The sequence below is a fragment of the Amycolatopsis sp. VC5-11 genome, assembly GCF_037034185.1.
In the GTDB taxonomy this organism is placed as follows: domain Bacteria; phylum Actinomycetota; class Actinomycetes; order Mycobacteriales; family Pseudonocardiaceae; genus Amycolatopsis; species Amycolatopsis nivea.
This window is the reverse complement of the sequence record NZ_JBAGKF010000005.1, coordinates 256,092-272,818: the sequence shown is the minus strand read 5'-3', so window position 1 is coordinate 272,818 and position 16,727 is coordinate 256,092. Positions and strand designations below refer to the sequence as shown.

Here is a 16,727-nt window from a genome sequence, read left to right as displayed (position 1 = left end):
ATGAGCGGGGACGAAACCGGCGTCGTGATCGTCGACGCCGAACTGGCAGAAAAGGCAGCGCCGCTGGCGCAGCGGCTGGCCGCCGACGGCGCCGCTGCCAAGCTCGCCGCCAAGGACTCCACCCTGTGGGGTCCGGACGCCGAGTCCGAAGCGTCGATCCGATTGTCCTGGACGACGTTGCACAAGTCGTCGCGTCCGTTGATCGGGGAAATCGAAGCGCTGCGCGCGGAACTGCGCAGCGAGGGCGTGGACCGCGTGGTGCTCGCCGGCATGGGCGGTTCGTCGCTCGCGCCGGAGGTCATCACCGCCACCGCCGGCGTCCCGCTCACGGTTCTCGACACGACCGACCCCGGCCAGGTGGCCGACGCGCTCGCGGGCGACCTCGAGCGCACCGTCATCGTGGTGTCGTCGAAATCCGGCGGCACCGTCGAGACCGACAGCCACCGCCGGATCTTCGCCAAGGCGTTCGCGGACGCCGGGATCGACGCGGCGCGACGCATCGTCGTCGTCACCGATCCCGGCTCCCCGTTCTCCGAGCTGGCGGAGAAGGAGGGCTACCGCAAGACCTTCCTGGCCGACCCGCACGTCGGCGGCCGCTACTCCGCGCTGACCGCGTTCGGCCTCGTGCCGGCCGGTCTCGCGGGCGCGGACGTCGCGCGGCTGCTCGACCAGGCGGCATCGGTCGCGGAAACGCTCGCCGAGGACGCGCCGGAGAACCCGGCCGTGCAGCTGGCGGCGGCGTGGGGTGCGGCGCACGAGGCGGGCGCGGAGAAGGTCGTGCTGGCCGACACCGGTTCGGGCATCAAGGGTTTCCCGGACTGGGCGGAGCAGCTGATCGCCGAGTCCACCGGCAAGCTCGGCACCGGCCTGCTGCCGGTGGCCGTCGAGGGCCCGGACGCACCCGGGTTCGCCGGCCACGGCAAGGACGCGACCGCGGTCGCGATCGGCGCTCCGGAGGGCGCGGCGCAGATCTCGGTGACCGGCCCGCTCGGCGCGCAGTTCCTCTTGTGGGAGTTCGCGACCGCGCTCGTCGGACGGCTGATCGGGATCAACCCGTTCGACCAGCCGGACGTCGAGGCGGCCAAGAAGGCGGCGCGTGCGCTGCTGGACGACCCGGAGAAGCTGAAGGGCGGCGAGGAACCGGCCACTGTGGACGGTGCCGTCGAAGTCTTTGGCAGCGAGGGAGTTTCGACGGACGGCAAGCTCGCCGACGTCTTGCGCGCCTTCTTCGGTTCGGTGGCCGACGGCGGTTACATCGCCGTGCAGGCCTACCTCGACCGGCTGGACGACGCGTCGACTTCGTTGCTGCGCGGCGAAATCGCCAAGCGGACCGGCGTGCAGACGACGTTCGGCTGGGGCCCGCGGTTCCTGCACTCCACCGGGCAGTACCACAAGGGCGGCCACCAGAACGGCAGCTTCCTGCAGATCACCGGAGCCGTCGAGGACGACCTGTCGGTGCCGGACCGCCCGTACACGCTGGGGCAGCTCCAGCACGCGCAGGCGCTCGGCGACGGCCAGGTGCTCGCCGAGCACGGGCGCCCGGTGCTGCGGCTGCACCTGACCGACCGCGCCGCCGGGCTCGCCGAGCTCGTGCGGGCAGTGCAGGAGGCCGCTCAGTGACCACCTGGCGCAACCCGCTGCGGGACCCCCGCGACAAGCGGCTGCCGCGGATCGCCGGGCCGTCGAGCCTGGTGATCTTCGGCGTCACCGGCGACCTGGCGCGCAAGAAGCTCATGCCCGCCATCTACGACCTCGCGCACCGCGGGCTGCTGCCCGCCGGGTTCTCGCTGGTCGGCTTCGCCCGCCGGGACTGGGAACACCAGGACTTCGGCGAGCTGGTGCACGATTCGGTGCGCGAGCACGCGCGGACGCCGTTCAAGGAGTCGGTGTGGAACCGGCTCGCCGAAGGAATCCGGTTCGTCCAGGGCACTTTCGACGACGACGACGCCTTCGACCGGCTCGCGAAGACCGTGCGCGAACTGGACGAGGAACGCGGCACCGGCGGCAACACCGCGTTCTACCTGTCGATCCCGCCGGGCGCGTTCCCGGTGGTGACCAAGCAGCTGGCGCGTTCGGGCCTCGCGCAGGCCGACGAGAACACCTGGCGGCGCGTGGTCATCGAGAAGCCGTTCGGGCACGATCTCAAGAGCGCCAAGGAGCTCAACGCGATCGTGAACGACGTCTTCCCCGAGGAGTCGGTGTTCCGCATCGACCACTACCTCGGCAAGGAGACGGTGCAGAACATCCTGGCGCTGCGCTTCGCGAACCAGCTGTTCGAGCCGATCTGGAACGCGAACTTCATCGACCACGTGCAGATCACCATGGCCGAGGACATCGGCCTCGGCGGCCGCGCGGGGTACTACGACGGGATCGGCGCCGCGCGCGACGTCATCCAGAACCACCTGCTGCAGTTGCTCGCCTTCACCGCGATGGACGAGCCGCTGTCGTTCGAGCCGAAGGCGCTGCGGTCGGAGAAGGCCAAGGTGCTGGCGGCGACCAAGCCGATGCTGCCGCTCGACCAGACCACCGCGCGCGGGCAGTACGCGGGCGGCTGGCAGGGCGGCACGAAGGTGCCGGGGCTGTTGCAGGAAGCCGGGTTCGCGAAGGACTCGAAGACCGAGACGTACGCCGCGGTGACGCTGGAGGTGCAGAACCGCCGCTGGGCGGGCGTGCCGTTCTACCTGCGCACCGGCAAGCGGCTCGGCCGCCGCGTCACCGAGATCGCGGTCGTGTTCAAGCGCGCGCCGCACCTGCCGTTCGACTCCACCTCCACCGAGGAACTGGGGCAGAACGCGCTGGTCATCCGCGTGCAGCCGGACGAGGGCATCACGCTGCGGTTCGGGTCGAAGGTGCCGGGGACCACGATGGAGGTCCGCGACGTCACGATGGACTTCGGCTACGGCCACGCGTTCACCGAATCGTCGCCGGAGGCCTACGAACGGCTGATCCTGGACGTGCTGCTGGGCGAGCCGTCGCTGTTCCCGGTGAACGAGGAAGTCGAGCTGTCGTGGGAGATCCTCGACCCGGTGCTGTCGCACTGGGCGAAGCTCGGCACCGCGCCGGAGCAATACCCGCCGGGCAGCTGGGGACCGAAGTCGGCTGACGAGATGCTGGAACGTACCGGCAGGCACTGGAGGCGTCCGTGATCATCGACCTGCCGTCGACCACGACGTCGGCGCTGAACAAGAAACTGGTGGAGATCCGCGAGCAGGGCGGCCAGGTCGCGCTCGGCCGGGTGCTGACGCTGGTGATCGTCGCGGACGACGACGCCAAGCTCGAGGACGCCATCGAGGCCGCGAACGACGCCAGCCGCGAGCACCCGTCGCGGGTGATCGTCGTGGCGAAGGGCGCGCGCACGGCCGCGCCGCGGATAGACGGCCAGATCCGCGTGGGCGGCGACGCCGGCGCGAGCGAGGTCATCGTGCTGCGGCTGTACGGTCCGCTGGCCGCGCAGGGGCAGAGCGCCGTGGTGCCGCTGCTGCTGCCGGACGCGCCGATCGTCACCTGGTGGCCGGGCGCCGGTCCGAAGGCTCCCGCGGAGGACCCGCTCGGTCAGCTGGCACAGCGGCGGATCACCGACTCGGCCGCGGAAAAGAGCCCGATAAGGTCTCTCACCACGCGCGCGAAGTCCTATGTGGAGGGTGACACCGACCTGGCGTGGACCCGGCTGACCCGCTGGCGGGCGCAGCTGGTGTCGGCGCTGGACCTGCCGCCGTACGAGAAGATCACGAGCGCGACGGTCACCGGCGAGGCGGATTCGCCGTCCACCGAACTGCTCGCGGGCTGGCTCGCCGAGTACCTCAAGGCACCGGTGCACCGGGTCAAGAGCTCGAGCGCGCAGGGCATCATCTCGGTGAAGCTGGAGCGGAAGTCGGGCGCGGTGGAGCTGACGCGGCCGGACGGGCGGGTCGGCACGCTGACCCAGCCGGGCCAGCCGACGCGGCGGATCGCGTTGCAGCGGCGCAGCAACCCGGAATGCCTCGTCGAGGAACTCCGGCGGCTCGACCCGGACGAGATCTACGAGGCGGCGCTGCACGGGCTGCACAAGATCGCCGCTTCCAACGGATCGAAGCCCGCTGCCGCCAAGCCTGCGGCCGCCGCTAAGCCCGCTGCGGCCGCGAAGCCGAAGACGGCACGCAAGACGGCGGAAAAGAGCAGCTCATGAGCCGGACCGAGGTCGTCGTCTACGAAAACCCGGACCTGCTCGCCGCGGCCGCCGCGGCCCGCTTGGTGACCCGGATCGTCGACGTGCAGGCGGCCCGCGGTGCCGCGTCGGTGGTGCTCACCGGCGGCGGCACCGGCATCGCCGTGCTGCGCGAACTGCGGGAGTCGAGCGCGCGGGACGCGATCGACTGGTCGCGGCTGGACATCTACTGGGGCGACGAACGGTTCGTCCCGGCGGATTCGGACGAGCGCAACGAAAAGGGCGCCCGCGAAGCCCTGCTCGACCACGTGCCGCTGGCTCCGGAGCGGGTGCACGCGATGGCCCCGTCGGACGGCGAGTTCGGCGACGACGTCGACGCTGCCGCCGAGGCCTACGCGAAGGTCCTCTCCGACGCGGCGGGCCCCGGCGCGGACGTGCCGGAGTTCGACATCATGCTGCTGGGCCTCGGCGGCGAGGGCCACACGGCGTCGCTGTTCCCGGAAACCGCCGAGGTGCGCGAAACACAGCGCTCGGTAGTGCCGGTCCGCGACTGCCCGAAGCCCCCGCCGACGCGCGTATCGCTGACGCTGCCCGCCATCCGCCGCGCCCGCGAGGTGTGGCTGATGACGGCAGGAACCGCCAAGGCGGACGCGGTCGCGCAGGCACTGGCCGGTGCGCCGGAAACGCAGATCCCCGTCTCGGGCGCCCGCGGCTACCGGCGGACGCTGTGGCTCCTCGACCGCGAGGCGGCCGGGAAGCTGACGAAGGTGTATCAGCCGCCTGCCGAGTAAGACGGTTTGCCGGGAAGGGCTCCTCGCGCGTGTGGCGCGGGGAGCCTTTTTCGTTGCCCGGTAAGGGAAGCGGGCGGACTGGGCTCGTGAGTGTTCACGCCGGTTCTAACCGGCGTAAACACTCACGACTCCCCCGTCTCCGCCCCAGTCAGCAGCGCCGCCGTCGCCCCGAGGTGGTCCGTCAGCAGTCCCGCCGCCTCCTCCGGGTCCCGGCTCAGCGCGGCCCGCTCCAAGGCCTCGTGCTGGGCGAGCACCTCCTCCACCGGCAGCCGGTACGCCGGGTGCACCGTCCAGCGCCGGGCCAGTTCGCTCGCCATCCACATCCGGTCGAAATTCTCCAGCAGCACCGCGTTCCCGCAGCCGTCGAGCAGCGTGCGGTGGAACAAGCGGTGCGCCTCCGCCCAAGCAGCGGAGTAGTAGCTGCCTTCGTCCGGCACATACATCGGCGTCCGGGCGAGCCGGTGCCCCGCCGCGCGCACCCGCGTCTCCCACTCCAGGTCTCCGCGCGCGACCGACAACCGCAGCATCGCGGGCTCGACCGTCTGGCGCGCCTCGACGATCTCCTGCCACCGCCGATCCGCCAGCGAGGGCACCGCGAATCCGCGGTTCGTCAGCCGTTCCGCCAAGCCCTCCCCGACCAGCCGCACCAGCGCTTCCCGCACCACGGCCAGGCTGACCTCGTACCGCGCCGCCAGTTCCTGCGGTTTCAGCGCCTGCCCCGGCTCGACCTCGCCGCGCATGATCGCGTCGCGGACCTGGTCGTAGATCTGCTCGGACAGCATCTGCTTCATGCCCTCAGGATAGACGATCCCTCAAATCATCGATTATTAGTGTTATAGTCGATGACGTACCGCTTCTCCTGAGAGGAACCCATGTCCGCCAACTCCCCGTTCGCGCGCCTTCCCGAGGTGCCGAGCTTCACCGTCACCAGCACGACCGTCGCCGACGGCGCGGCCTGGTCCGCCGAGCAGTTCTCCGGGATCTTCGGCGTGCCCGGCGGCAAGGACACGTCGCCGCAACTGTCCTGGTCCGGCGCTCCGGAAGGCACGAAGAGCTACGCCGTCACGGTGTACGACGCCGACGCGCCGACCGGCTCCGGCTTCTGGCACTGGGCCGTCGCCGACATCCCCGCCACCGTCACCGACCTGCCGGAAGGCGCGGGCGACGACACCGGCTCCGGACTCCCCGAGGGCGCGTTCCAGCTGCGCGGCGACGCGGGCGCCGCCCGTTTCATCGGCGCGGCCCCGCCCGCCGGCCACGGCGAGCACCGCTACTTCGTCGTCGTGCACGCCCTGGATGTCGCGTCGATCGGCGTCCCGGCCGACGCGACGCCCGCCGTCCTCGGGTTCACCATGTTCGGCCACGTGCTCGGCCGCGCGGTTCTCGTCGCGACCGCGGAGACGCCCGCGTAAGCCTCAGCCCGCCCGCTTACCCGGCCGCCGCGTCCGTGCTCGCCACGACGCGGCGGCCTTCGACTGCGCAGCGACACTTCCCACCCACCCGCACGGGTGATCTCTCCCCTGTACGCGTGGCACGGACCCGGCGTCGACCTGGGCGGCAAACGGAGTAACTGACACTGCGCCAAAAAGCGGCTCACCAGTATGTGGGAACCGCCGTATGGTGAACATAAGGTGATGTGATCGACACAAGGTGATGTCGACCGCGCTATGTTCATCCTGTTGGAGCAGTTGTGGAGATTACAACACCACAAGAACCACTCTGGGTGAAACTTACTGGCAACACACACGTTCCCGTTAGCATCCGCACATTTGTTCACCGCCGCGCGTCCCGATCGGGTGGCCGGAGCATCTCATCACTAAGTCCACAAGACGAATGGGGTCGCCGCGATGAGCACTGAGGGACTCTCGATTCCTGGCATCTCGATGAGCAGCTCCGCCGCGGGAGCCGCCCGGCGGGACAGGCGAGTCAGCCTGACCGGGGCGTTCGCCGTGTTCCGGAAGCCCATCGTCGCGACGATCGCCGTCGAAGCGGTGGTCGTGCTGCTGGCGGTGCTCGACGTCTGGCTCGTCGTGCCGCCGAAAGCACAGCCCTATTCGCTCTACCTGTCGGCCGCCGCGTGCCTCGCGGTCGTGGTGCGGCGGCGGTTCCCGTTCCTCGCGGTGCTCGCCGCGGCACCGGGGTTCTTCGCCGGATGGGCGCAGCTCGCGTCGATGCTCAACCTCGGCATGCTCGCGACACGGCGGCAGCTGCACTGGCAGACCTGGGTCGGCGCGGGACTGGTGTTCACCTGCCGGTTCGTGCGGTGGCCGCTGTCGGAGTTCGCGGAACTGAGCTGGCGCGAACACGTCCTCGACGGGATCTACGGCGTGCTGGTGGCCGGGATGCCGATCGCGATCGGCCTGCTGATCGGGGCGCGCGCGGAGATCTCGGCGAAACTGCGCGAGCTGGCCAAGAGCCGCGACCGCGAACGCCGCTTCCACGCCGACGCGGTGCGCGCCGAGGAACGCGCCCGGCTGGCCCGCGAGATGCACGACGTGGTTTCGCACCAGATCACGCTGATCGCCATGCAGGCCGGCGCGCTGCAGGCACAGGCGAAGGACGGTCCGGCGCTGGAAACGGCGCAGGTCATCCGCCAGCTGTCGACGCGGACGCTCGAGGAACTGCGCTCGCTGGTGAGCGTGCTGCGCTCCGGCTCCGGCGACGACGGCCCGCGGCCCGGCATCGGCGAGCTGGACCACCTGATCCGCGAGTGCGACGTCCCGGTGCAGCTGACCGTCGAGCAGCTCCCGGACACCCTGCCGAGCCAGGTCTCGGCGGCGGCGTACCGGACGGTGCAGGAATGCCTGACGAACGTCCACAAGCACGCCCCCGGCGCGACGGCCACCATCCGCATCCACGCGGCGAGCGGCGCGCTGGACATCGAGGTGGAGAACGCCCGCGCCTGCCGTGCGGGCGAGGCCTTCCCGTCGGGCGGCCACGGACTCACCGGACTCGCCGAACGCGCCCGCCTGCTGGGCGGAAGCTTCGAAACCTCCGGGACGGAGGACGGCGGATTCCGGGTGCGGGCGCGGTATCCGCTGGACCGCTGAACCTGACGGGGATTGGTCTGGACCGGTCAAGAGCCTTGGCCGCGCCGGGTCTTGCTGGCACCAGAGCGGGAATCGGGCCTTTCCGGAGGTCTAGACCTGCTCCTGAGCGGTCTGAACCACTTGGGCGGCATCCAGTCCCGGCGGTCCGAGCGGGAGCTCTCCGCCGGGCTGAGCCGCCCGGGCGACAGCCACTCCCCCGGCGCAAACCGAGGGTCTTCGGGCCCGCAAAGGTCCTGAAGGTCCGGACCACGCAGGCGACGCCCCGCGCTCCGGACCGCACCACAGGTCCCCACCCGTCTTCTCGCCCGGCTGGACCGCCCGGACGACAGCCAATCCCCACCGAACCGAACCGCCGGACCCGGCCGCGGTCCAGACCGCCGAGGCATCCCCACCGCACGGGAACGCCCGGGGGTGGTCTGGACCTGCCTCGGTCCAGACCACCCCGGGAACTAAAAAACCACCGGCCCTCGCCCTCGCGGACGGGAAGCCGGTGGTCCCGGAGAAACCGTGCCTCAGATCAATTCGCGGCGTTGGCGGAGGCGCTCGAGCGCTTCGGCGAGGATGGCCTCGCCGTCGGCGTCGCTGCGGCGTTCCTTCACGTAAGCCAGATGTGTCTTGTACGGCTCGGTACGAGGCGCGGCGGGCGGATTCTGCTCGTCCTGACCGCCCGGGAGCCCGCAGCGCGGGCAGTCCCATTCGTCGGGGATTTCCGCGTCCATCGCGAACGACGGGCGAGCTTCGTGCCCGTTCGCGCACCAATACGACACCCGGCGCCGTGGCGCCGATTCACCCCGCTCCGATTCGCCCGAAGGACCGGCACCCACGCGGGTGCCGCGAATCGCGTTACCGCCAACCATGAATCCTCACCCGTTGGAATCGGCGGCGCGCCCCCCAATAGGCACGCCGATCGCAAGTCCCCTTCCGGGGACCCGGTCATACCTTGAGCAGGAGGCCGAGACCCACGATGCTGATCAGCCAGATGGCCCCGAGCAGCAGCGTGATCCGGTCGAGGTTCTTCTCGGCGACGCTGGACCCCGCGAGGCTCGACTGCATCCCGCCGCCGAACAGGGACGACAGGCCGCCGCCCCGGCCGCGGTGCAGCAGCACGGCCACCACCAGCAGGACGCTGGAGGCGATCAACAGGATTTGCAGGAACAGCTTCATGTCATCCTCTGTGCTTGTCGGAGCATGCAGGGGTACGGCCGAACCCGCACAGCGTGCGGATCTTCACCGTACCCCTGGACTCGTCCACTGCTCTAGTGACGGACCGAACACACAGGCTACCCGGTAGTGCCCACGATCAGGGCAGCGGGCCACCGGCGGCGAGCGCGCAGAGCTTGGTGAACTCCTCGCCGTCGAGGCTCGCGCCGCCGACCAGCGCCCCGTCGATGTTGTCCGCGGCCACCAGCTCGGAGACGTTCCCGGACTTCACCGAGCCGCCGTAGAGCACGCGGACCGCGGTGGCGACCTCGTCGCCGTACTTCTCCGAGAGCGTCCCGCGCAGGGATTTGCAGACCTCTTCGGCGTCGGCTGCGGTCGCGACCTTGCCGGTGCCGATGGCCCACACCGGCTCGTACGCGATCACCACGGCCTGCACCTGCTCGGCCTTGAGCCCCTTGAGGCCCTCGATCAGCTGGTTGCGGGTGTGCTCGAGGTGCTCGCCCGCCTCGCGGATCTCGAGCTCCTCGCCCACGCACAGGATCGGCGTGATGCCGTGCTTGAGCGCGGCCTTGACCTTCTTGTTGACCAGCTCGTCGGTCTCGCCGTGGATCGCGCGCCGCTCCGAGTGCCCGACGGTGACGAAGCTGCAGCCCAGCTTCGCCAGCATCGGGCCGGAGATGTCGCCGGTGAACGCGCCCGAGTCCTGCGGCGACAGGTCCTGCGCGCCGTAGGTGAGGGAGAGCTTGTCGGCGTCGACGAGCGTCTGCACGCTGCGGATGTCGGTGAACGGCGGCAGCACGGCCACGTCCACCTTCGCGTAGTACTTCTCCGGCAGCGCGAAGGCGATCTTCTGCACCAGGGCGATGGCCTCGAGGTGGTTGAGGTTCATCTTCCAGTTGCCTGCCACCAGGGGCTTGCGTGCCACTTAGTTCTTCCCCTCCAGCGCCGCCACGCCGGGCAGCTCCTTGCCTTCCAGGTACTCCAGCGAGGCGCCGCCGCCGGTGGAGATGTGCGAGAAGCCGTCCTCGGGCAGGCCCAGCTGCCGCACCGCGGCGGCCGAATCGCCGCCGCCGACCACGGTGAACGCGTCGCTCTTGACGAGCGCCTCGGCCACCGCGCGGGTGCCGCCGGCGAACGCCTCGAATTCGAAGACGCCCATCGGGCCGTTCCAGAAGACGGTCGCCGCGTCGGCGAGCTTCCGCGCGAACAGCTCGGCGCTGCGCGGGCCGATGTCGAGGCCCATGCGGTCGGCCGGGATGGCGGTGACGTCGACGGCCTCGTGCGCCGCGTCGGCGGCGAACCCGTCGGCCGCGAGCACGTCGACCGGCAGCACCAGTTCGACGCCGCGCTTCTCGGCCTCGGCGAGGAAGCCCTTGACCTGGTCGAGCTGGTCTTCCTGCAGCAGCGACGTGCCGACCTCGCAGCCCTTGGCCTTGAGGAACGTGTACGCCATGCCGCCGCCGATGAGCAGCCGGTCGACCTTGGTGAGCAGGTTCGCGATGACGCCGAGCTTGTCGGACACCTTCGAGCCGCCGAGCGCGACCACGTACGGCCGCTTGACGTCGTCGGTGAGCTTCTTCAGCACGTCCAGCTCGGCCAGCACGAGGCCGCCCGCGTACGCCGGGAGCACCGCGGCGATCTCGTAGACCGAGGCCTGCTTGCGGTGCACGACGCCGAAGCCGTCGGAGACGAACGCTCCGCCCGGGGTCAGCGCGGCCAGCTCGGCCGCCAGCTCGGACCGGTCGACGGCGTCCTTGCTGGTCTCGCGCGCGTCGAAGCGCACGTTCTCCAGCAGGACGACGCTGCCGTCGGCCAGACCGGCGGTCAGCGCCTTCGCCGACTCGCCGACGAGGTCGCCCGCCAGCGGGACCTCGGCGCCGAGCAGCTCGCTGAGCCGCTTCGCGACCGGGGCGAGCGTGAACTTCGGGTCCGGCTCGCCCTTGGGGCGGCCCAGGTGCGCGGTGACGACGACCTTCGCGCCCGCGTCGGCGAGCTTCTTGATCGTCGGCAGCGCGGCGCGGACCCGGCCGTCGTCGGTGATGGCCGACCCGTCGAGCGGGACGTTCAGGTCGCTGCGCACCAGCACGTAGCGGCCCTGAACGCCCTCGCCCAGCAGGTCGTCGAGGTTCTTGACGCTCATCAGGTTCAGAGCTTCGAGCCGACGAGCTTGATCAGGTCGGCGAGGCGGTTGGAGTAGCCCCACTCGTTGTCGTACCAGCCGACGACCTTGACCTGGTCGCCGATCACCTTGGTGAGCGGCGAGTCGTAGATGCAGGACGCCGGGTCGGTGACGATGTCCGAGGACACGATCGGGTCGACCGAGTACTTCAGGATGCCGGCCAGCGGGCCTTCGGCGGCGGCCTTGTAGGCGGCGTTGATCTCCTCGACCGTGGCGGACTTCTTGAGGGTGACGGTGAGGTCGGTGGCCGAGCCGGTCGGGACCGGGACGCGCAGCGCGTAGCCGTCCAGCTTGCCGAGCAGCTCCGGCAGCACGAGGCCGATCGCCTTGGCCGCGCCGGTGGAGGCCGGGACGACGTTCAGGGCGGCGGCGCGGGCGCGGCGCAGGTCCTTGTGCGGGCCGTCCTGCAGGTTCTGGTCCTGCGTGTAGGCGTGGATCGTGGTCATCAGGCCCTGCTCGATGCCGAAGGCGTCGTTGAGGACCTTGGCCAGCGGGCCGAGGCAGTTGGTGGTGCAGGACGCGTTCGAGATGATCGTCTGCGAGCCGTCGTACTTGTCGTCGTTGACGCCGAGGACGACGGTCAGGTCCTCGCCCTTGGCGGGCGCGGAGATGATGACCTTCTTGGCGCCGCCGGCGATGTGCGCCTTGGCGGCGTCGGCGTTGGTGAAGAAGCCGGTCGACTCGACGACGACGTCCACGCCCAGGTCGCCCCAGGGCAGGTTGGCCGGGTCGCGCTCGGCGAGCGCCTTGATGGTCTTGCCGTCGACGACGATGCCCTCGTCGGAGACGCTGACCTCGCCCGGGAAGCGGCCGAGGATCGAGTCGTACTTGAGCAGGTGGGCCATGGTGGCGACGTCGCCGAGGTCGTTGAACGCGACGACCTCGATGTCGTGACCGCTCGCCTTCACGGCACGGAAGAAGTTGCGGCCGATCCGGCCGAAGCCGTTGACACCTACGCGAACGGTCACTGCTGCCACTCCTCTGGTGTTGATCACGGCGGCGGCGCGCCGGCCGCCGACCGCTGAAGTTGGTCACTGCGGAAGTTCCCCGGGGCGCCCGCCCCGGACGACTTCTGCGACTTCCGGAATCGGTGCAACCCTAGCGTGCGGGCCCCGTTGCCCCGGACTGCCCTGACGAGACTTCCACCACTGCCGGGAGACGTCAAGAATCGATTAAGAACCCAGCTCAGCCGGGTGAGGACCGAAAACGGGGCGGACGCTCCCGCGGTGTCAGGGGGCGGGAGCGGACCAGTGGCTTGATCGGTCTTGGTGCCCCGGTTCACGCTGTCGGGACGGTTTCGCCGGGGGTGGTGGGGCGGGGTCGCGGGGGTGGGGCAGAGGAGGGGGGCGGCTCGGGTTGGCCGGGTGGGGGCTTGGGGCAAGGTCGGCAGGACCGAGACGGGGTGGCTCGAGGGCTGGGCTCGGCGGGAGCGGCGCAGCAGGAGCTCGGGGCCAGGCTCGGCAGAACCCGGCCAGCAAGAGCACGACGGCCGAACTCGGCAGGGCTAGGGGGTCCGGCGGGAACCGGCACGGCATGCGCTCGGCACGGGCCCCGTCGCGCGAACGTCCGAGTGATTCGCGGCCGAGTACCGGACTCCCGCGAAGCGCACAGCGAACTCGCACCAGCCGCCGCGTCCCACGCTGCGCCGGTCTAGGTCGCCTCGGGCGAGTTGGGCAGGCGCGGCCTACCCGCCGAACCTTTAGGACATGCTTCGTTCCGGGCTCTCTTCGGCGACTCGGCAGCCGCGCGGTATACGGCCGTCCGCGTGTCCCCGGCAGGACTGGCTGCCAGGCGTCCCGAGGCTGGACAGCCTGGTCACGAGCCCGGCCACCGGGTAGTCTGGCTGTCGCCTGCCCCACCCATCGCCGGGTCGTCCGGCTCTCAGCAGCTCCACCCGCCGCCGGTCGGTTCGGCACCGTGCACGGGCGCTATCCGGACAGCTCCTTCTCCACCGGCGTGCGGAACTTCGGCACGACCCGGGCGTCTCCCAGCCAGGCGCTCAGCCGGGCTGCCTCGGCGTCCACCGCGGCGGTCTTCTCGGTTCCGATGTCCTCCAGCAGGCGGACCGCGACTTCTCCCGACGGGCGGTGGCACCAGGCTCCGACGATGCGGCCGTCGCTCCAGACCGTCGGGCCGATGTTGCCGCTGCGGTCGAACAGGGCGGGGCGGTGCGGGCCGACGTACCAGTCTCGGGACTGCCAGCCCATCGCGGTCGGGTCGAGGGCCGGGAGCAGGGCGATCCACGGGTCGGGCGCGGCTACCGGAGCCAGGTCGTCGGGCAGGGCGATCGCTGGTTCGCCGTCCAGGTCGACCTCGGCGGGGGCGACGGCGGTCAGGGCCTTTTTCGTCTGACCTGTCGTCCAGCCCGTCCACCAGCGGAGGTCGGCGACCGGGGCGGGGCCGAAGGCGTGCAGCCATCGCCGGGCCAGGGCGGCTCGGGCTTCGTCTTCGGAGAGGCCTGGCCAGTCGGAGGATCCGCCGACGGTGCCCAAATCAGAGCCGTTTGGTTGTCCGGCGGTGCCGGGTTGGGAGCGGCCTGGCCCGCTGGTTCCAGAACCCGAGCCCGCGACGCCGGGAACGGAGTGGCGCGGATTCCCAGCAGTAGAGCCCGGCGAGTCGGCGGGGACGAGGGCGGGGCTGCCGGACCCAGCACCGGTTTTGCCTCCACGGCCAGCGCCAGAACCAGCCGACCCCTCGGCGTTTGCCAGCCAATCCGTCAGCGGGGACCAGTGGTACTGCGTGCTCTGCCAACTCCCCCGCGGGCGTCCGCGCACGATGTGTCCCTCTGCGGCCAGCTGGAACAGCACTCGGCTGGTGACGTTGCCGATCGACTCGTACGGTTTTCCCTTCGCCATCAGCAGTTGCTGCCGCAGGCGCGGTTCGTCGTCCGTCAGTTGCTGAGCGGTCGCCGATCCCCTGGCGCGCAAGGCTTTTTCGACGCTCGCCATGACCTCGTCCAGCCATTCGCCAGGACGCGCGACATTCTCCGGATGGCCCAGGGTGCCCAGCTGCTTCTCGAGCAAGCGGCGTTGCCGGGCGGCGACGTCGTATGAGCACGCGGCTTGCACCGCACCGGCAGTGGCGACGTCGGTGACGAAAACGGTGCGCCGCATGCCCAGGATGCGCAGCAGGGTGCGCCGGGAGTACAGCGCGTCCTCGACGTCGGCGATCGAGACGTCACGCACGCGCGACCAGGCGGACAGGTACACCGAAGCGGGATCGGTGGCGTGCAGCGCGACGACGCCGCCGACTGCTTCCTCGACGGTCGTCGCCCGTGCCGCGAGGTGGTGGCGTATGCCGAGGCGGGCCCGGCGTTGGGCGAGGGTCATCTTCACGACTTGATTCCTACCAGCTAGGTCCGACAAAGAACGCATCCGCGCTGGTCAGGAGGATGCGAGCAGTGCGGCGCGCACGTGGTTCCGGAACCAGGCCTGGGCGGGATCGGCTGCCGTCCGGGGATGCCAGGCCAGGCCCAGTTCGACGGGCGGCAGGTCGAGCGGGATGGCGAACGTCAGCAGGCCCAGAGCGGCCAGCAACGGGTCCAGCCAGCCTGCGATGCCGATGGTCACCAGGTCGCTCTCGCTCGCCAAAATCAGGGCGCTCGGGTGGCCGGGGACGACCGCGGCGACTCGGCGGTGCAGACCCAGCCGGGCGAGGGCGGCGTCGATCGGGCCTTGTTGCTTGCCTCGGCGGGAGATGCCGATGTGGTCGGCGGCGGCGAAGGAAACCGGATCGATGGGGGCAGAGAAGAGCGGATTCCCTTGGCGCGCAATGCCTAGGACCGTCGAGCGCACCAACGGCTCCGTGCGGGTTTCCGGATCGTGGTGACCGGCGGCGCCGATTTCCAGGTCTACCCGGCCGTCGCGCAAGGCTCCGCTGTCCTCTGTGGACTCCGGGACGAAGATGACCTCGACGTGCGGGGCTTCGGCGCGGAGGCGGGCAGTCAGAGAACCAGCCAGGCCGCTCACGACCAGGTCGGTCGCCTGGACGGTGAACGTGCGGCGGAGGTCAGCGGGGACGAAACCAGGGCCTGGGCCGAGGATGCGGTCGGCGCGGTGCACCAGGGTGGCGACTTCGTCTTTCAGTTCCAGCGCGCGTGGGGTCGGGACTAAGCCTTGACCTGCGCGGACCAGCAAGGGATCGCCGGCGGCGCGGCGCAGTTTGGCGAGGGTTCGGCTCACCGCGGCGGGCGAGCTGCCCAGTCTGGCCGCGGCGCGCGTGACGCTGCCTTCCTGGAGCAGGACGTCCAGCACGCGCAAGAGGTTCAGGTCCACGGCCGTCCCGGAAGGTTTGCGTTCAGCGGAAGAATTCCATGCCGATTCTTGCATCGACGCGCAATCCGCGGCCGCCCAGAGTGGATCTCGTAGCCGAACACAAAGGAGAGAGCCAATGCGAGAAGCGATACTCGCGGTCGCGGGCGCGAAGGGGCCGGCGGTCGCCTTCTTCGACGTCGGGTCCGGGAAGCATCTCGGCACCGTCGAGGTGCCTGCGCAGCCGCACGACCTGTGCTTCGACCCCGTCCACCGCCTCGTCTGGACCGCGAGCGCGTACCGCCGCGGGGCCTACCACAGCCACGGCGAACGAGCGACCGAGCTGACCGCGATCGATCCGGATTCGCGCGAGGTCCTGGAGGTCGTCGATCTCTCGCCGGATCACGCGCCGCACGGTCTGGCGATCGATCCGACGCGAGGGCTGCTGTACGTGACGGTCGAGGCCAATCCGGAAAGCGAGGGCGGTCTGGTGGTCGTCGATACCGCGACGCGGCGGCCGGTCCGGCATCTCGCGACCGGCGCGCCGGGGCCGCATTGGGTCGCCATCAGTCCGGACGGGCGGCGCGGGTTCGTGACCAACAAGGAAGCGCCGTTCGTGTCCTTTGTGGACCTGGACAGTGGCGAGGTCGAGAAAATCTTCGTGCCCGGCAGTGAAGGGCTGGAGGTTTCCCGGGACGGCAAGCGGCTGTACGTCGCGGCTCCGTATCTGGAAAACGGGACCGAGCCGGTTCGCGCGGCGCCCGGGATCCGGGTGTTCGACGCGGTCACCGGGACTCTAGAAACCCTGTTGCCGACGGAACATCCGGTGCTGCCGATCCATTGCACGGCGTCCGGCGAGGTGCTGGCCGCCGAGCTGGGCGGGCGGTTGCTGGCGTTTTCGGCGACCAGTCACGAACTGCTCGGGTCCATGGACCTGCGGACGGACTTTCCGCTCGCGATTCTCGCCGCCCCGGACGGCCGGATCGCGTTCGTGTCCGGGGCGGCATCGACCGAAGTGGAGGTCATCGATCTCCAGACCCGCACCCTGGTGACCACATTGGACACTGAAGCGGCCGGAGCGGCAGGCGGCCACGGGCTGGCGTACGTGCCCGTCAGCTGACGGGTCTCGGCGCGCGGTGTGCCGCCCGGGCA

General features: G+C 70.5%; 15 protein-coding genes. 7 read left to right on the top strand and 8 right to left on the bottom strand.

Annotation, left to right across the window (positions count from 1 at the left end):
* Genes WA670_RS18480 through pgl form a run of 4 tightly spaced genes read left to right on the top strand, consistent with a single transcriptional unit; the run spans position 1 to position 4,935 of the window.
* Entirely contained in the window at positions 1 to 1,620 is a 1,620-nt protein-coding gene (locus tag WA670_RS18480; protein WP_037814655.1) for a hypothetical protein, read from the top strand.
* Positions 1,617 to 3,146 carry a glucose-6-phosphate dehydrogenase gene (gene zwf, locus WA670_RS18475; RefSeq protein WP_037814653.1) on the top strand — a complete coding sequence of 510 codons (1,530 nt, stop codon included), beginning with the start codon at positions 1,617 to 1,619 and terminating at the stop codon, positions 3,144 to 3,146. The genes WA670_RS18480 and zwf overlap by 4 nt, the downstream gene beginning before the upstream one ends.
* Positions 3,143 to 4,165, top strand: a complete 1,023-nt coding sequence (opcA, locus tag WA670_RS18470; RefSeq protein WP_037814651.1) for a glucose-6-phosphate dehydrogenase assembly protein OpcA — start codon at positions 3,143 to 3,145, stop codon at positions 4,163 to 4,165. Before zwf ends, opcA begins: the two co-directional genes overlap by 4 nt.
* Positions 4,162 to 4,935, top strand: a complete 774-nt coding sequence (pgl, locus tag WA670_RS18465; protein WP_037814650.1) for a 6-phosphogluconolactonase — start codon at positions 4,162 to 4,164, stop codon at positions 4,933 to 4,935. Before opcA ends, pgl begins: the two co-directional genes overlap by 4 nt.
* Before the next feature lie 122 nt (positions 4,936 to 5,057).
* Here the strand turns inward: pgl and WA670_RS18460 are convergent, their stop codons facing one another.
* Entirely contained in the window at positions 5,058 to 5,717 is a 660-nt protein-coding gene (locus WA670_RS18460) for a GntR family transcriptional regulator (protein ID WP_336158455.1), read from the bottom strand.
* Between the two features lie 90 nt (positions 5,718 to 5,807).
* Between WA670_RS18460 and WA670_RS18455 the strand changes: the two genes are divergently transcribed.
* Both WA670_RS18455 and WA670_RS18450 read left to right on the top strand, forming a co-directional pair.
* The gene (locus WA670_RS18455; protein WP_275295519.1) at positions 5,808 to 6,347 is read left to right on the top strand and encodes a YbhB/YbcL family Raf kinase inhibitor-like protein; all 540 of its coding nucleotides are present in this window, start codon (positions 5,808 to 5,810) and stop codon (positions 6,345 to 6,347) included.
* A 435-nt stretch (positions 6,348 to 6,782) separates the two neighbouring features.
* Positions 6,783 to 7,985, top strand: a complete 1,203-nt coding sequence (locus WA670_RS18450) for a sensor histidine kinase (RefSeq protein ID WP_167754239.1) — start codon at positions 6,783 to 6,785, stop codon at positions 7,983 to 7,985.
* A gap of 512 nt (positions 7,986 to 8,497) precedes the next feature.
* On the opposite strand, the gene WA670_RS18445 is transcribed toward WA670_RS18450, so the two are convergent.
* The 7 genes from WA670_RS18445 to WA670_RS18415 form a co-directional block, all read right to left on the bottom strand.
* Positions 8,498 to 8,842 (bottom strand): RNA polymerase-binding protein RbpA, encoded by a 345-nt coding sequence (locus tag WA670_RS18445; protein WP_009075886.1) that lies wholly within the window; start codon positions 8,840 to 8,842, stop codon positions 8,498 to 8,500.
* Between the two features lie 76 nt (positions 8,843 to 8,918).
* Positions 8,919 to 9,149 (bottom strand): preprotein translocase subunit SecG, encoded by a 231-nt coding sequence (gene secG, locus WA670_RS18440; RefSeq protein ID WP_033292761.1) that lies wholly within the window; start codon positions 9,147 to 9,149, stop codon positions 8,919 to 8,921.
* A 136-nt stretch (positions 9,150 to 9,285) separates the two neighbouring features.
* Positions 9,286 to 10,071 carry a triose-phosphate isomerase gene (tpiA, locus tag WA670_RS18435; protein WP_037814643.1) on the bottom strand — a complete coding sequence of 262 codons (786 nt, stop codon included), beginning with the start codon at positions 10,069 to 10,071 and terminating at the stop codon, positions 9,286 to 9,288.
* Positions 10,072 to 11,286, bottom strand: coding sequence for a phosphoglycerate kinase (locus tag WA670_RS18430; RefSeq protein ID WP_037814642.1), 1,215 nt, complete (start codon positions 11,284 to 11,286; stop codon positions 10,072 to 10,074). It lies immediately after the preceding gene.
* 5 nt (positions 11,287 to 11,291) lie between these two features.
* Entirely contained in the window at positions 11,292 to 12,293 is a 1,002-nt protein-coding gene (gene gap / locus WA670_RS18425; protein ID WP_037814640.1) for a type I glyceraldehyde-3-phosphate dehydrogenase, read from the bottom strand.
* A 960-nt stretch (positions 12,294 to 13,253) separates the two neighbouring features.
* Positions 13,254 to 14,654, bottom strand: a complete 1,401-nt coding sequence (locus tag WA670_RS18420; protein ID WP_336158454.1) for a winged helix DNA-binding domain-containing protein — start codon at positions 14,652 to 14,654, stop codon at positions 13,254 to 13,256.
* A 54-nt stretch (positions 14,655 to 14,708) separates the two neighbouring features.
* A complete protein-coding gene (locus WA670_RS18415; protein ID WP_336158349.1) occupies positions 14,709 to 15,599 on the bottom strand; it encodes a LysR family transcriptional regulator in 891 nt (296 codons plus the stop codon).
* A 115-nt stretch (positions 15,600 to 15,714) separates the two neighbouring features.
* On the opposite strand from WA670_RS18415, the gene WA670_RS18410 reads away from it, so the two are divergent.
* Positions 15,715 to 16,695: a YncE family protein gene (locus WA670_RS18410; RefSeq protein ID WP_336158348.1), complete on the top strand. Its 981-nt coding sequence runs from the start codon at positions 15,715 to 15,717 to the stop codon at positions 16,693 to 16,695.
* Positions 16,696 to 16,727: the final 32 nt, after the last annotated feature.

Excerpts from the sequence above, each read along its gene's own strand:
- WA670_RS18480 (WP_037814655.1), top strand. The coding sequence starts at position 1 with ATGAGCGGGGACGAAACCGGCGTCGTGATCGTCGACGCCGAACTGGCA.
- WA670_RS18445 (WP_009075886.1), bottom strand. The coding sequence starts at position 8,842 with ATGGTTGGCGGTAACGCGATTCGCGGCACCCGCGTGGGTGCCGGTCCT.
- secG (WP_033292761.1), bottom strand. The coding sequence starts at position 9,149 with ATGAAGCTGTTCCTGCAAATCCTGTTGATCGCCTCCAGCGTCCTGCTG.
- WA670_RS18455 (WP_275295519.1), top strand. The coding sequence starts at position 5,808 with ATGTCCGCCAACTCCCCGTTCGCGCGCCTTCCCGAGGTGCCGAGCTTC.
- WA670_RS18430 (WP_037814642.1), bottom strand. The coding sequence starts at position 11,286 with ATGAGCGTCAAGAACCTCGACGACCTGCTGGGCGAGGGCGTTCAGGGC.
- WA670_RS18450 (WP_167754239.1), top strand. The coding sequence starts at position 6,783 with ATGAGCACTGAGGGACTCTCGATTCCTGGCATCTCGATGAGCAGCTCC.
- pgl (WP_037814650.1), top strand. The coding sequence starts at position 4,162 with ATGAGCCGGACCGAGGTCGTCGTCTACGAAAACCCGGACCTGCTCGCC.
- WA670_RS18410 (WP_336158348.1), top strand. The coding sequence starts at position 15,715 with ATGCGAGAAGCGATACTCGCGGTCGCGGGCGCGAAGGGGCCGGCGGTC.
- WA670_RS18420 (WP_336158454.1), bottom strand. The coding sequence starts at position 14,654 with ATGACCCTCGCCCAACGCCGGGCCCGCCTCGGCATACGCCACCACCTC.
- WA670_RS18460 (WP_336158455.1), bottom strand. The coding sequence starts at position 5,717 with ATGCTGTCCGAGCAGATCTACGACCAGGTCCGCGACGCGATCATGCGC.